Genomic DNA, 14,699 nt, shown 5'->3' on the forward strand with positions numbered 1-14,699 from the left:
CGGCGATCGTTGTCGGGTGCGCCCTGACCGCGCGGGCCCACCTCGAAAGCGCGCTCCCGCTTGCGGCGTCTATCCAGTCGGCGCTCCTCGTTGGCGACGCCGATCAGGTTGAGGAGGATGCCGAAGCCTTCGTCGAAGCGACCGGTGATGCCGTCCACGCCCTCGACAATCCGGTGTGGCGTCTCGCGTCGCGGGTTCCCCTGCTCGGTGAGAACCTCCGCGCCATCACCACGACGGTCGCGGTCGCCCACGGAATCGGCGAGGGAGCAGTGTTGCCGGCCGGGGACATCGATCTCGAGGCGTTCAAGCCGAGTGGAGGTCGCCTCGACGTCGCCGCGGTTGCCGAGACGGCTCCCGTCATCGAGGTCGCCGACGCGACGCTCCACAAGGCGGCGGACATCATGGCGGACATCGATACGGATGCCCTCCTCGGTCCCATAGCCGCCTCCGTGGATCAACTCCGATCCGAACTGGAGCGGGTCAGCGAGATCACGTCGGCACTCACCATCGCTGCCGAGATCCTTCCGGATGCGATGGGGCAGGACGAGCCTCGCACCTACCTGCTGATGTTCCCGAACAATGCGGAGTTGCGCACGCAGGGGGGCAATCCGACGGCGTTCGCGATCATGGAGATCGATGACGGGCGGATTGCCATCCGCGCCGAAGTGGGTGCCATCGGCGGCATCCCCGTGTTCCCTGAGCGTGTTGGCGAGTTCGATGACGACGAGCTCGGGGTTTTCCCCGACCTCGGCCTCTCGATGGCCTCGATCACGCGCACCCCCGACTTCCCCACGACGGCGCGGGCAGCGCAGGAGATGTGGGAGCGCACGTTCGGTCTGAGGGTGGATGGTGTGCTGTCGGTCGATCCCGTCGCTCTCAGCTACGTTCTCGGAGCCACGGGACCGCTGGCTCTCGACGGCGGGGGCCAGCTCTCCGCCGACAATGTCGTCGACCGCGTGCTGTCGGACGTCTACGTCGAGTACCCGGATGGAGCCAGCCAGGATGCGTACTTCACGGCGATCAGTTCGCTGGTCTTCGTAGCGGTGTCCTCGGGTCAGGGATCCTTCGTGGATCTCGTCGCGGCGTTCGGGCGGGCCGCCGAGGAGCATCGACTGATGTTCTGGGCTTCCCGCCCCGACGAACAGGGCGTCATCGAACTGACACCTCTCACCGGTGCGGACGACGGCACTGAATCGGAGGCCACCGCCTTCGACTTCTACCTGAATGACTACACCGCGACGAAACTCGGGTACTACTTGGACGCCACGCTCGACGTGGGCGCCAGCCGCTGTCAGGCCGTGGACACGGTGTTCGAGCTGTCCGGAGAACTGGTGTCGTCCGTTGATCCGGATGCCGTGCTCCCGGGCGCTCTCTCGAGCCCCGTTGCTCCGCCCGGCGTGATTCTGACTCGGGCCATGATCGTGGGGCCGCCGGGCGCGGAGTTTGTGGAAGCCCGCATCGACGGCAAGCGTGTCCCCACCGAATCCGTTGTCGAGTGGGAGGGCAGAGCGGCCGTGGTGCTCGATCTTCCGCTCAACCCGGGGGAGTCGGTGGAGTTCTCGTCTCGATTCGAGGGCGACGGGTTGGACTATCCGGACCTCGACGTTCGCACCACACCCATGGTGCGCGAGACACCCATGAGGGTCTATGACGCGTACTGCTGATCGGCGCGGTGCGGTCGAGCCAACTCCGCAGGCGCCTGCGGAGCGGCCATCTCGGCAGGGCTCACCGCCGTGGGCGAGCGCGATCATCCTTGTGACGTACGTCGCGATCGTTGCCGTCATCGTCTTTTGGCCGACTCCGGTCGATCGCTCCTTTGAACTGCCGCTCCTGCGTGTCGCCTCGTTCTTGCGCGAGACCGGCCTGGTGTGGCTCGCCTACGATCACGTCGAGTTCGTCGGCAACATCATTCTTTTTGTTCCGATCGGGGTTTTGCTTACGCTCGTTCTTCCGCGGGCCGTGCACTGGATCGTGCCCTTGGCAGCGCTCAGCGCCTCGGCGATGGTCGAGGTTGTTCAACTGCTTGCGCTCCCCGACAGGTTCGGTGGTCCGGTCGACGTGATCGCCAACACCGCGGGTGCGACCCTCGGGTGGTTGGTCGCTCTCGTCGCGCGGGCGTCGGCCAAGCGCAGACTGTCCCGTCTGTCCTCGTATGGGGTACGCTAACTGAGCGCATGTCGCATCGCTGGGGAGCGAGTTGCCGGCGCAGGGCTGGCAACCGGTTTCGGGGGTCAGTGATATGTCATCTACCGCTCAGTCGCTGGGGGCTACCGGCGTCCGCCCGATATCCCGTCCGGAGCGCTCGGAATGGCAGCGGTCATACGTGCGTCGCCTCATCGTCTCGGACTTCGCGGTTGTACTCGGCGTTGTCTTCCTCTCTCAGGCCATCTGGTCGGGCTACGCCCCCGGCAGCTCTGGTGACGACCCGCCCGCGTGGCTCAGCTACAACACGATCTCCGTGCTGCTCGTCGCAGCCTGGACGGCACTTCTCGCCTTCGCCTCGACACGTGAGCTTCGACATGTGGGCGCGGGTGCAGCGGAATATCGGGCGGTCGTCAACGCGAGTCTCCTGCTCCTCGCGGGTGTGGTGTTCACTCTGTTTGTGCTCGACCTGAGCCTCGACCGCGGTCCGCTGCTCACCGCCTTCGCCCTCGGCATCGTGTTACTGCTCCTCGAGCGCTGGTTGTGGCGGCGTTGGCTTGTGCGCCAGCGGCGGCAGGGACGGATGGGGTATCGCGTTGTGCTCGCCGGGTCGCCGGCATCCGTCGCCCATCTCGCGACTGAACTGCGTCGTGCGCCCGAGTCCGGCTACCAGGTGGTTGGCGCGTGCGTCCACGAGACGGGACGAGCCGACGCCGGCCTCGCCGCCCTGCAGATCCCCATCATCGGCAGCCTCGACACGATCGCCGAGGCCATGGCGGAGCACGATGCCGACACGGTCGCCATCACCGGAACCGGGTGGCTGCCCCCGCAGCGCGTTCGCGAACTCAGCTGGCAGCTGGAGCCGGGTCGCCAGCATCTCGTGGTGGCACCGAGCCTTACCGACATCGGCGGTCCACGCATCCGGATGCGTCCGGTCGCCGGCCTTCCGCTCGTGCACGTCGAGACGCCGAAGTTCGACCGCGGTCAGAAGGCGCTCAAACGAACGGTGGATGTGACGGCGAGCCTGCTGCTGCTCATCCTGCTCTCGCCGCTCATGATCACGCTCGCCGCCGTCATCAGGCTCAGCAGCCCAGGTCCGATCCTCTTCCGTCAGAAGCGTGTTGGGCTCGATGGCCAGCTCTTCACGATGCTGAAGTTCCGTTCGATGGTGGTCGACGCGGAGGCCCGGCTCGCCGACCTCGCCACCGTGGAGCGGTCCGAGGGAAACGTTGTGCTCTTCAAGATGCGCAACGACCCCCGTGTGACGCCCATCGGTCGCACCCTGCGTCGATTCAGCCTCGACGAGTTGCCGCAGCTGCTGAACGTGCTGCGCGGCGACATGTCCATCGTCGGGCCGCGTCCTCCGCTTGCCGGTGAGGTCGCCCTGTACGAAGACCACGTCCATCGCCGATTCCTCATGAAGCCGGGAATCACCGGTCTGTGGCAGGTGAGCGGGCGCTCAACGCTGTCGTGGGAGGATTCCGTGCGGCTGGATCTCTACTACGTCGAGAACTGGTCGCTCACGGGCGACCTGTTGATCCTCGTCAAAACGGTGCGCGCCGTTGTTCGCCGTGAAGGCGCGTATTAGGCCGCGCTAGCTCGCGCGCGCTTCTCCGAAGGCGCGACGGTAGGCCAGTGGAGACGTCTGCAACACACGCACGAAGTGGTGCCTCATGACGGCCGCCGACCCGAATCCGGTCTGCCCAGCTATCGCCTCGAGGGGGAGGTCGGTCTGCTCGAGCAACTGCTGCGCGCGAAGGAGACGCTGTCGGTTGAGCCACGCAGCGGGGGTCGTGCCCATGTCGGCTCTGAACCGGCGCGCAAAGGTCCGGCTCGACATGAGCGCCTTGCGTGCGAGCTGATCGACGGTGAGGTCCTCGTGCAGGTTCTCGAGCATCCACTCGGCCACGAGGGCGAACGAGTCACTGCGCACGTCGGAGACGGGGGCGTCGATGTATTGGGACTGACCCCCCTCTCGCTGAGGCGGGACAACCATCCTGCGCGCGATGACGTTGGTGGCGGCCGCGCCGTATTCCTTGCGCACGATGTGCAGCGCAGCGTCGATTCCGGCCGCCGTTCCGGCGGACGTGACGACCGTGCCGTCCTCGACGAATAGGACGTCAGGATCGACAGTGGTCCTCGGGTACTCCCTGGCAAGCCTGCCGGCGTGCATCCAGTGAGTGGTGGCGCGGCGGCCATCGAGGATGCCGGCCTGCGCGAGAGTGAAGGCGCCGCTGCACACACTCAGAACCCATGCGCCCCGACGCTCCGCGTCGCGGATCGCGTCGAGGAAACGTTCATCGACGCGCTCGATGACGTGTGCAGGAACGGCCACGAGGTCGGCGTCGGCGGCGATACTCAGGTCGTTGACGATGTGCATGTCGTACCCGAGACTCGTGCTCACCGGGCCGGGCTCCGCCGTGGCGATCGAAAAGTCAAATGCCGGCCCGCCGGAGTCGCTGCGGTCAACACCGAACACCTCACACACGACGCCGAATTCGAAGGGCGCGACGCCGGGGATGGCCAGCAGAACGACTTTCTTGAGCATGGAGCTCCCCTCCTCAACGCGGATGGCTGAATATTGCGTAGCAGGCAAAGTCTGCCATGGTCGGGGAGTGGGCGGCCACACGCTAGCGTGAGAGGCATGACGTGGCTCGTAACTGGTGGTGCTGGCTATATCGGATCGCACGTGGTGCGGGCCCTCACGGAGGCGGGACTCCGCGCGGTCGTACTCGACGACCTCTCCAGCGGCCATGAGTCCTTCATTCCCGTCGACGTGCCCTTTGTGCACGGTTCGATCCTCAATGGCGAGCTCCTCATGAGCACCATGAGCGAGCACGGGGTGGTCGGCGTCATCCACGTAGCGGGGTTCAAATACGCGGGAGTCTCCGTGCAGCGACCCCTCCACACCTACGAGCAGAACGTCACGGGCACGGCGAGGGTGCTCGGTGCCATGGAGGCCTGCGGCGTCGACAAGATCGTTTTTTCGTCGAGCGCTGCCGTCTACGGAACACCGGACACCGATCTCGTAACCGAGGACACCCCGAAGAACCCGCAGTCTCCGTACGGCGAATCGAAACTCATCGGTGAGTGGCTTCTGCGCGATCAGGGAGTCGCGACGGGCCTTCGGCACACGTCCCTGCGTTATTTCAACGTGGTGGGGTCGTCGGATGCCGCGCTGTACGACTCTAGTCCGCACAACCTCCTCCCACTCGTCTTCACGGCGCTCCTCGAGGGGCGGACCCCGCGGATCAACGGCGACGACTACCCGACACCCGACGGCACGGCCGTTCGTGATTACATCCACGTCGGTGATCTCGCGCGTTCCCACGTTGCCGCGGCGACGGCCCTGTCGGCGGGTCGAGAACTCGAGCCCGCGTACAACCTCGGTTCGGGCACGGGCTCGTCGGTGGGCGACATCATGCGTACAGTGCGAGAGGTGACGGGCATCGATTTCGAGCCCGAGGTGGGCCCCAGGAGGGCGGGCGATCCCGCGCGCATCGTTGCAGCCGGCGACCTCGCGGCTCGCGACGTTGAATGGGAGATGCGCCACTCGCTCCGGGAGATGGTCGAAACCCAATGGATATCCACGCGCGGCGCGTCACGAGGGTCCGAATAAGCCCCTGCGACTTATGATCCGCGACTTGACGCGGACTAACTACACCGGTGTAATTATCCCTAACGGATCGCACGCACCGCGCGATCCGGAGGGGAGACGAAAGATGGCGGCGAACGAGTATCGCAGCGCGCCACGCGGGCCGGGGGTGCCCGACAATTGGTTCGTCGATCCGATCCAGCTGGGGGTGCCGGGTGTTCGGCAGGTTGCGGACGAGGAGGAGAACCCGCTCGCATGGCAGAGCGACTCCTTGTGCGCCCAGACCGATCCGGAGGCTTTTTTCCCTGAGAAGGGCGGTTCGACGCGCGACGCGAAAAAGATCTGCACATCCTGCGAAGTGCGTGCGCAGTGCCTCGAGTATGCGCTCGAGAACGATGAGCGTTTCGGTATCTGGGGTGGGCTCTCCGAGCGCGAGCGTCGCAAGCTTCGTAAGCGCGCCTGATCCGCTTCGCGTGATACCGGCCTTGCTCCGGATGCGCTGCAGCACCGTGTCACGACAGGCTCCTCGCATCCTGTCCGCTTAGTCTCATTGCGATGCAGCCGAGAGTCACCGCAGTTCTCGTCGCCCGCAACGGGGCCGAGTATCTGCCGAGAACCCTGGCCTCGATCGAGGCGCAACTTCGCCGACCCGACGAGGTCCTCGTTGTCGATTCCGGATCCACGGATGCCTCGGCCTCGCTTCTCGCGGGCACGGGTTCCGTCATCACCACGCCGGGCCGTGCTTCCTTCGGCGGCGCGGTCGACCACGCACTCCGCATGGGCGAGCCCCAGCAGCGCGAGGACGAATGGGTCTGGTTGCTCGGCCATGACAACGCCCCCGAACCCGGCGCCCTGTCCGCTCTACTCGGGGCGGTCGAGGTGGCGCCGTCCGTGGCGATCGCTGGCCCCAAACTCATGCGCTGGGACGATCCGACGATCATCGCGGCGTTCGGGGAGACCGTCACGACCCTCGGTCGCTCGGTGCAGCTCGTCACCGATGAACTCGATCAGGCCCAGTACGACGTTCAGAGCGACTACCTCGCCGTTGCCGCGGGGGGCATGCTCGTGCGTCGCTCCGTCTGGACTGCCCTCGGTGGGTTCGATCCCGGGCTGAGTTCTGCCGATGCCGCGCTCGATTTTTCCGTGCGCGCACGGCTCGCGGGATACCGCGTTGTTGGTGTCCCCGCCGCCCGTGTTGCCAGCGCCGGGCCGCCTGAGGTCTTCGGCCGTCGCTCGTTGTCCGCAGGAGCGCAGAATCGCATCCGTCGCTTCGCTCAGCTCCATCGCCGACTCGTGTGGGCTCCGCTCGCGGCGGTACCTCTCCACTGGCTCTCGCTCCTGCCCCTCGCGATTGCGCGTTCGATCGGCCACATCGTGGCTAAGCGGCCCGGGTCAGTCCCCGGAGAACTCGCTGCCGCGATCGCGGCGGCATTCGACGGGGGAGTGGCACCCGCCCGTCGTCGCATCCGCCACACCCGTTCGCTGTGGCCGGCGATCGCCCCCCTGCGCATGTCCGGCGCCGAGGTGCGCGAGCGGCGCGCCCAGGAGCGTGCGGCAGCCGTCATCGCCGTGTCGGGCCTTCGCGAGCGCCCCGGATTTTTTGCCAGTGGTGGTGGCTGGATGGTGCTCATCGCCGCCGTCCTCGGCATGATCGCCTTCGGCAGGTTTGTCGGAGTCGCCTCCCTCGCCGGCGGCGGTCTCGCCCCACTGTCGTCGACGGTTGAAGGCCTGTGGTCGACGATCGGGTACGGATGGCACGACATCGGCGGTGGCTTCGTCGGAGCATCCGACCCCTTCGCCGCCGTACTCGCCGTGCTCGGCAGCCTCACCTTCTGGGCGCCATCACAATCCATCGTCCTCCTCTACCTCGCGGCCCTGCCTCTCGCGGCCCTCGCCGCGTGGTGGTGTGCGGCCGCTTTCTCACGTCGCGGCTGGGCGCCCACCTTCGCGGCCATTGCGTGGGCGATCGCGCCCCCGTTCCTGACCTCGCTCGCGGGTGGGCACCTGGGTGCCGTCATCGCGCACATCCTTCTGCCGACCCTCGTTCTTGCGCTGTTCCGTGCCTCGCGAAGTTGGGCCATGGCCGGGGTGGCAGCCCTGCTGTTCGCTGCGGTCTGCGCGAGCGCACCCATCCTGGCGGCGCCCGTCGTGCTCCTGTGGTTCGCGTGGATGGTCGCAAGGCCTCGCGCGATACCGCGACTCCTCGGCGTCCCGCTCCTCACGGTCGCTCTCGCGCTCCCGCTCGTGATCGATCAGGTGCAGCGCGGTACCGTCCTCGCTCTCCTTGCCGAGCCCGGTGTGCCGGTTCTGCGCGAGGCTCCGTCCGGGTGGCAGCTCGCCCTCGGCTCGGCCGGTGACCAGCTCGCGGGCTGGGAGCAGCTGCTGGCCTCGTTGGGCCTCGCTCCCGCGATGGCCCCGATCGTGCTCATCGTGCTGCTTGCACCCCTCGCGGTCCTCGCGCTGTTGGCGTTGTTCCTTCCCGGTACGGTTCGCTCCGTCCCTGCGCTCGCGATTGCTTTCCTGGGTTTTGTAACGGCCGTCGCCGCCACGCACATCGAAGTGACGCTCGTCGGCTCACAAGCGACGCCGGTATGGCCGGGGGCGGCACTGAGCCTCTATTGGCTGGGGCTTATCGGTGGAGCGGTTGTTGCCCTTGAGACGCTCGCGACCCGCGCGGCCATACCCGCGTGGATCGCCGGTGCTGCCCTGCTCGCGGTCGCCGCGCCCCTCGTTGTCGCGTCTGCCTCTGGATCGATCGCGGTACGGGAGAGCAGCGGACGACTCCTACCCGCATTCGTCACCGCCGAAGCGTCGACCCGGCCCGATCTCGGCACCCTCGCGCTCTCGGCACAGGGCGATGGCGGTCTCGCCGTTGATCTGCATCGCGGCGAGGGAACCACCCTGAACGAACAGTCGACACTCGCCGCGACGGATGCCACGGCCGACGAATCGGAGCTGCGTCTCGCGACTCTCGCGGGCAATCTGGCCTCCAGGAGCGGTTTCGACATCGCGGCCGAACTCGATGACCTCCAGATCGGGTTTGTCATCTTGACGCCCGCCGCCGATTCGATCGAGGCGTCCGCCACGGCGCAGCGTGCCGCGGAGTCTCTCGACGGCAACCGACTTCTCACCCCCGTTGGCGACACTGCCCAGGGGTTCCTGTGGGCCTACGAGGGCCTTGCGGACGGACAGGCGCCCACAGGCCCTGGTCCCCTCGAAACCCAGTGGGGAACAACCGTGCTCATCGGACAGGGTGTTGTGCTGCTCGTGACGATCCTGCTGGCCATTCCGACGGAGCGGCGTCGCCGAGTTCGGACTGCGTCGACGGCGAAGAGGCGAGACAGCGAAGCATCCGTGGCTCCCGCCGATGACGGCCCACCCGACGACGCGGCGGGTGATGCAATCCCTTCCATCGAAAGCGGAGAGCGGACGGAGGTGACGCGCGATGAGTGACATCGAACCGACCGGCGAAACCGTCGAAACCGATAGCTTCTTCCCCGAGCAGGAGGAGGACATCGTCCGCGCCCGCGAGCGCGAGCCGATGACCACACGGGGCAAAATCATCGTCGGCGCCCGTGTCGCCACTGGCACCATCGGCATCGCTATCGCGGTCGCAACGGTGGCCGCTGCCGCCCTCGTGCCCTTCCCGAGGACTGTCGCTGTTGCTCCCAGTGAACTCATCGTTCCCGTGCCAACAGCGCAACAGCTCGTCTGCCCCGGTGCCGTGCTTCGCCTCGCGGATGATTCCGGCCAGGGTGCAACACAGGCGTCTGCTGTGGGTGTCCCTGACGTGGTGAGTGCTTCCAGCACCGGGTCGGTCACACGCACCGACCTGCTGACCGCAGATTCCGAGGGCGGGGCGAGCCTCACCGCACCGCAGCTGATCAGCACCCCTCCGGATGAGGCGGACCCGAGCACCCGCATCCTCGTGAGCGGCGCCCAAGCACAGACGGTGAGTGACGGGGACATCGTGGGTCTTGCCGCGGGAGCGTGCCGCGCTGCATCCGCCGACAGCTGGCTCGTCGGTGGCGCCACCACGGTGGGCCGCACGACACTGCTCACTTTGAGCAACCCCACCGAGGTTCCGGCGACCGTCGACCTCGAGTTCTTCGGTGAGTCCGGTCCCATCACTGCTCCCGGTACGAGCGGCATCGTGGTGCCGGCAAGCGCACAACGTGTCCTGTCGGTCGCGGGTTTCGCCCCGGAAACCGAGGCTCCCGTTGTGCATGTCACGAGTGCCGGCGGCCAGGTGGTCGCGGAACTGCAAGAAACCATCGTGCGCGGGCTCGTGCCCGGCGGTGTGGACCTCACGGGCCCGGCACTGCCGCCATCGCTCACCACGGTCATCCCGGGTCTCACGGTCTCCGGAGCTGCCGACATCGAGAACAACCTCGGGATCGGTCCGGGGTTCGAGGACCTCCAGACGATTCTGCGGGTGTTCGTTCCCGGTGAGCAGGACGCATCTGCGAGCATCCGCGTCATTCCGGAGGACGGCCGGAGCACGGGAACGTCTTTCGACTTCACGTTCGACGCCGGTCGGGTAATGGACGTGCCCATCCCGGAACTCGCCGACGGGCGCTACACGGTTCGCGTCGACTCCGATATTCCGCTGCTCGCGGCTGGCCGCGTCTCGGCTGCGGCCGGTGAGCGCACCGACTTCGCGTGGCTCGCACCAGCACCACCGCTCACGGATGCCGCGCAGATCACCATCGCGCCGGGACCGTCACCGCTCCTGCACGTGGCCAACCCGACGGAGGAGCCCGCGACCGTGACCCTCACACCCACCGAGGGTGACGTCATCACGGTGGAGATTCCCGCCGGGGCGTCGTCGCGTGTTCAGGTGAGCGCCGGTGAGACGTATGTCGCGGATGGCGCAGCCGATCTCGCGATGGCGGTGAGTGTTCTCTCTGCCCAGACCGGAGCGATCGCCCACTACACGATTGCCCCGCCCGGGGTCGGTTCCAGCCCGATTCTCATCTACCCCTGAGATCGGCCGTCGCTACGACGGTCAGAGGTGACGAAAGCGTTCCGGAGCGAGATCCCACGGATCCTTGCCCAGGAGTTCCGCCACCGCCCGGAAAACGCAGCTCTCGATCATCATGCGCTTGTGGACCTCGTCGTAACGGTGCAGTCGGGAGAGCCGCTCGATGGGCACCCGGTACAACGTGACGCGTCGTGCGAGCGGGTCGACGCGCCACCGATCGACGGCAGGCCCGTCACCGAGCCGCGAGGGGAGTGCCGCGATCTCGAAGCTCGCCGATGCCAGCTCCTCCGGCCACAGATCCCTCAGGTATTCGGCCGTCGATGCGACGGTCTGATCGAACACATCGACGCGACTCTGGAGGAGGGGAAGGTGTGGCCCCGTCACGGGGGAGCGCATTCCGCGGCCGTGGCGATCCCGCCACCCCGGGCGTGCAGAACCTCCCCGTCGCGCGCTCGCCATGCCCTCATCCTAGGCGCGCAGCCGCGGCCATCGATGAGCCGTCGGCGTTTCGGCGTTGCTTCCGCGCCGGGTTCCGGCGAACCCGTAGAGTAGCGCTCACGATGAGCGAGAATCCGGGTCGTCCATGCAGCAAGGTCGCTTGCAATGATGACGCCGTCGCCACTCTCACCTACGTCTACGCCGACTCGATGGTTGTTGTCGGGCCGCTCAGCTACTCGGCCGAGCCGCACTCCTACGACCTGTGCGAGCGCCACGCCGAGCGCCTCTCGGCGCCGCAGGGCTGGCAGGTCGTACGGCATGTAGTTTTGGGTGCGTGATTTCTTCTCGCAGCGACATCCGCGCCGTAGTCTTCGACCTGGACGACACCCTTGCTGAGTCGAAATCGACGATGCATCCCGACATGAGTGCGGCCCTCGCGGCACTTCTCGAACGTGTCGAGGTGTGCATCATCTCGGGTGGTCGCTTCGAGCAGTTCCAAGCGCAGGCCCTGAACGGCTTCGAGGCGAGTGAGGATGCCCTCTCCCGACTGCACCTCATGCCGACCTGCGGAACGCGCTACTACCGCTGGGACGGCGGCGACTGGGCTCTCCAGTACGCCGAGGACCTCACGGAGGACGAGAAGTCCCGCTCGATCGCCGCGCTCGAGGAGGGCGCGCGCGAGCTGGGGCTGTGGCATCCGGAGCCCTGGGGCCCGATCATCGAGGACCGCGGCAGCCAGATCACGTTCTCCGCGCTGGGGCAGCAGGCACCCGTGGCCGAGAAGGTCGCGTGGGACCCCGACGGCGCTAAGAAGCGCGCTCTGTGGGAGTACGTGGCGCCGCGACTGCCCGACCTCGAGGTGCGCGGCGGCGGTTCGACGTCCATCGACATCACCCGCAAGGGCATCGACAAGGCCTACGGAATCGCCAAACTCCAGGAGGCCCGCGGTCACTCGCTCGACGAACTGCTGTTCATCGGCGACCGTCTCGACGAGACGGGCAACGACTACCCCGTGTACGCGCTCGGTGTCGCATCCGTGCCCGTCCACGGTTGGCAAGACACCCTCGTGGCGGTCACGGCACTCGTCGACTGGCTCGATTCCCCGTCGAGCGAACTCCCCGTAACGACGCTTCCACCTCTGGGACAATAGGAACCATGACCTCCACCACGCTCCCGACCGCGCTCCCCTTCAAGGTCGCTGACCTTTCTCTCGCCGAGGCCGGGCGTCACCAGATCCGCCTCGCCGAGAACGAGATGCCGGGCCTCATGGCCCTGCGCGAGGAGTTCGGGCCGTCGCAACCACTGGCCGGTGCCCGCATCATGGGTTCGCTGCACATGACCGTGCAGACGGCCGTCCTCATCGAGACCCTCGTGGCTCTCGGCGCGAAGGTGCGCTGGGTCAGCTGCAACATTTTCTCGACACAGGATGACGCGGCAGCCGCCGTCGCCGTCGGGCCCACCGGCACCGTCGACGCGCCCGCCGGTGTTCCCGTGTTCGCGTGGAAGGGCGAGACGCTCGAGGAGTACTGGTGGTGCACCGATCGCGCCTTCGACTGGACGGCCGAGGCCGCAGCGGAGGGCGAGGCCTATATCGGTCCCAACATGATCCTCGACGACGGTGGGGATGCAACTCTCCTCGTACATAAGGGTCGCGAGTTTGAGCTCGCTGGCGCCGTGCCGCAGAAGCAGCCGGGTGACAGCCAGGAGTGGGGTGTCATCCTCGACCTTCTCCGCGGCTCGCTGGCTCAGAGCTCGGATCGCTGGACGACGATCGCCGCCGAGATCCAGGGTGTCACCGAGGAGACGACAACGGGCGTTCACCGCCTGTACGAGCTCGCCAAGACGGGCGATCTCCTGTTCCCGGCCATCAACGTCAATGACTCCGTTACCAAGTCGAAGTTCGACAACAAGTACGGCATCCGCCACTCGCTTCCCGATGGTCTCAATCGCGCGACCGACGTGCTCATCGGCGGCAAGGTCGCCTTCGTCGCTGGCTACGGCGACGTCGGTAAGGGTTCCGCTGAGGCTCTCCGCGGTCAGGGAGCTCGCGTTATCGTCAGCGAGATCGACCCGATCTGCGCGTTGCAGGCAGCTATGGACGGCTACCAGGTCACGACCATCGAGAACGTGCTCGACCAGGTCGACATCTTTGTCACCGGAACGGGCAACGAGAACGTCATCACGGTCGATCACCTGCTCGGCATGAAGCACCAGGCCATCGTCGCCAACGTCGGTCACTTCGACAACGAGATCGACATGGCGGGCCTCGAGGCACTGCCGGGGGCTGAGAAGGTTGAGATCAAGCCGCAGGTGCACGAGTGGCGTCTGCCTAACGGGCGCAGCATCCTCGTACTCTCGGAGGGTCGTCTCATGAACCTCGGCAATGCGACGGGGCACCCCTCGTTTGTGATGAGCAACTCGTTCACCAATCAGGTACTCGCCCAACTGGAGTTGTTCGCGAACAACGCCGACGGCCGCTACGCCAAGAGTGTGTACGTTCTCCCGAAGCATCTCGATGAGAAGGTCGCTCGTCTGCACCTCGACGCGCTCGGTGTTGTGCTCACCGAACTCACCCCGCGGCAGGCCGCCTACATCGGCGTGGATGTGAACGGACCGTTCAAGGTCGACCACTACCGGTACTGATCGGAGCCCCGGTCGGGTCAGCCCCGATCGGGGAATCCGCGCGGGATGCCCGAGAGTGCGGGTGCGAGACGCTCCAGGCCGCGCTTCTCGAGCTCCAGGGCACCCAGTTCGCGATCCCTCCGCACGGCCGCAACGGCGGCGAGGAATAGCTCGGGGTCGGTCGGCGGAATGGGCGAGACGTAACGCGAGACTTCATTCGCGAGCTCCGCGGCGACACGAACACGAGTCTGCGGCGTCAGGGCGCCCGCCTGGGACAGGAACTGGGATGTCCGGCGTGCCAGCGCATCGGGCATCCGGGCCACATCGGCGGTTCGTGACCAGTCGAGCAACTGGACCGGTACCCCGTAGACCGGCCGGACCTCAGCGGCGACGCGCTCGTTTTGGCTGTAGGTTCCTGCCACGAGGTCGCCGAGGCGACGCGAACGCGAGTTCAGCAACGCGATGACGGCGGCCCCTCCGCCGAGTGTCATGTAGATCTCGAACATCCCCGTGAGGGCGCGCATGAACGCGTGGCGGAAGCCGATGGCGCCGCCGTCGTCACGCACGATGCGTGCACCCACGGCGAGCTTGCCGAGTGACTTGCCGCGCGTGAGTGTTTCCACGACGGTCGGTACGAGAACAAATGCGGCGACGAGCCCCACGATGGAGAGGGCGCGCGCCATGGCGCCGTCCAGCCGCAGGGCGTCGGCGAGATTGAAGATCAGGATGACGAGCAGGATGTACCCGGCCGTGTACAGCAGAAAGTCGATGGCGGCACCCGCACCGCGCAACACAAAACTCGTGGGGCGGAGACTGAGCGCCACCGCTTCGCCGATGATGACCTCGTCGCGTTTCTCCTCGTGGATGATCGCGTCGCGATACTTCGGCATCGGGCTGCTCATGCCATCATTAAATCAG

General features: G+C 66.7%; 13 protein-coding genes. 10 read left to right on the top strand and 3 right to left on the bottom strand.

The genetic code is table 11. The features are described from left to right. Positions 1-533: 533 nt before the first annotated feature. From LH407_RS14215 to LH407_RS10800, 3 genes are all read left to right on the top strand, one after another. Positions 534-1,664 carry a DUF4012 domain-containing protein gene (locus tag LH407_RS14215; protein WP_407650661.1) on the top strand — a complete coding sequence of 377 codons (1,131 nt, stop codon included), beginning with the start codon at positions 534-536 and terminating at the stop codon, positions 1,662-1,664. Further along, positions 1,648-2,166, top strand: coding sequence for a VanZ family protein (locus tag LH407_RS10795; RefSeq protein WP_322133985.1), 519 nt, complete (start codon positions 1,648-1,650; stop codon positions 2,164-2,166). Before LH407_RS14215 ends, LH407_RS10795 begins: the two co-directional genes overlap by 17 nt. A 157-nt stretch (positions 2,167-2,323) precedes the next feature. Continuing rightward, the gene (locus LH407_RS10800) at positions 2,324-3,730 is read left to right on the top strand and encodes a sugar transferase (protein WP_322135016.1); all 1,407 of its coding nucleotides are present in this window, start codon (positions 2,324-2,326) and stop codon (positions 3,728-3,730) included. A gap of 6 nt (positions 3,731-3,736) precedes the next feature. Here the strand turns inward: LH407_RS10800 and LH407_RS10805 are convergent, their stop codons facing one another. After that, a complete protein-coding gene (locus LH407_RS10805) occupies positions 3,737-4,690 on the bottom strand; it encodes a GlxA family transcriptional regulator (protein WP_322133983.1) in 954 nt (317 codons plus the stop codon). Positions 4,691-4,786: 96 nt separating this feature from the next. Here LH407_RS10805 and galE point away from each other — a divergent pair, with 96 nt between their 5' ends. The 4 genes from galE to LH407_RS10825 all read left to right on the top strand — a co-directional run bounded on the left by galE (position 4,787) and on the right by LH407_RS10825 (position 10,724). Further along, positions 4,787-5,761 (top strand): UDP-glucose 4-epimerase GalE, encoded by a 975-nt coding sequence (galE, locus tag LH407_RS10810; protein WP_322133982.1) that lies wholly within the window; start codon positions 4,787-4,789, stop codon positions 5,759-5,761. Between the two features lie 103 nt (positions 5,762-5,864). Next, complete coding sequence (locus LH407_RS10815; RefSeq protein WP_322133981.1) at positions 5,865-6,200, top strand: WhiB family transcriptional regulator; 336 nt, start codon at positions 5,865-5,867, stop codon at positions 6,198-6,200. Positions 6,201-6,292: 92 nt separating this feature from the next. Next, positions 6,293-9,190, top strand: a complete 2,898-nt coding sequence (locus LH407_RS10820; RefSeq protein WP_322133980.1) for a glycosyltransferase family 2 protein — start codon at positions 6,293-6,295, stop codon at positions 9,188-9,190. Further along, positions 9,183-10,724 (top strand): DUF5719 family protein, encoded by a 1,542-nt coding sequence (locus LH407_RS10825; protein WP_322133979.1) that lies wholly within the window; start codon positions 9,183-9,185, stop codon positions 10,722-10,724. Before LH407_RS10820 ends, LH407_RS10825 begins: the two co-directional genes overlap by 8 nt. Before the next feature lie 21 nt (positions 10,725-10,745). On the opposite strand, the gene LH407_RS10830 is transcribed toward LH407_RS10825, so the two are convergent. Next, entirely contained in the window at positions 10,746-11,180 is a 435-nt protein-coding gene (locus tag LH407_RS10830) for a metallopeptidase family protein (protein WP_322133978.1), read from the bottom strand. A 101-nt stretch (positions 11,181-11,281) separates the two neighbouring features. On the opposite strand from LH407_RS10830, the gene LH407_RS10835 reads away from it, so the two are divergent. From LH407_RS10835 to ahcY, 3 genes are read left to right on the top strand one after another with little or no spacing between them, the layout of a single operon-like run. Further along, positions 11,282-11,497 carry a DUF3499 family protein gene (locus LH407_RS10835; protein WP_322133977.1) on the top strand — a complete coding sequence of 72 codons (216 nt, stop codon included), beginning with the start codon at positions 11,282-11,284 and terminating at the stop codon, positions 11,495-11,497. Next, positions 11,494-12,309: an HAD-IIB family hydrolase gene (locus LH407_RS10840; RefSeq protein WP_322133976.1), complete on the top strand. Its 816-nt coding sequence runs from the start codon at positions 11,494-11,496 to the stop codon at positions 12,307-12,309. The genes LH407_RS10835 and LH407_RS10840 overlap by 4 nt, the downstream gene beginning before the upstream one ends. Positions 12,310-12,314: 5 nt before the next feature. After that, on the top strand, positions 12,315-13,802 hold the full coding sequence (ahcY, locus tag LH407_RS10845; RefSeq protein ID WP_322133975.1) for an adenosylhomocysteinase: 1,488 nt from the start codon (positions 12,315-12,317) through the stop codon (positions 13,800-13,802). A gap of 17 nt (positions 13,803-13,819) precedes the next feature. Here the strand turns inward: ahcY and LH407_RS10850 are convergent, their stop codons facing one another. Further along, on the bottom strand, positions 13,820-14,683 hold the full coding sequence (locus LH407_RS10850; protein ID WP_322133974.1) for an RDD family protein: 864 nt from the start codon (positions 14,681-14,683) through the stop codon (positions 13,820-13,822). Positions 14,684-14,699: the final 16 nt, after the last annotated feature.

This window comes from Antiquaquibacter oligotrophicus, assembly GCF_020535405.1.
Classification (GTDB): domain Bacteria; phylum Actinomycetota; class Actinomycetes; order Actinomycetales; family Microbacteriaceae; genus Rhodoglobus; species Rhodoglobus oligotrophicus.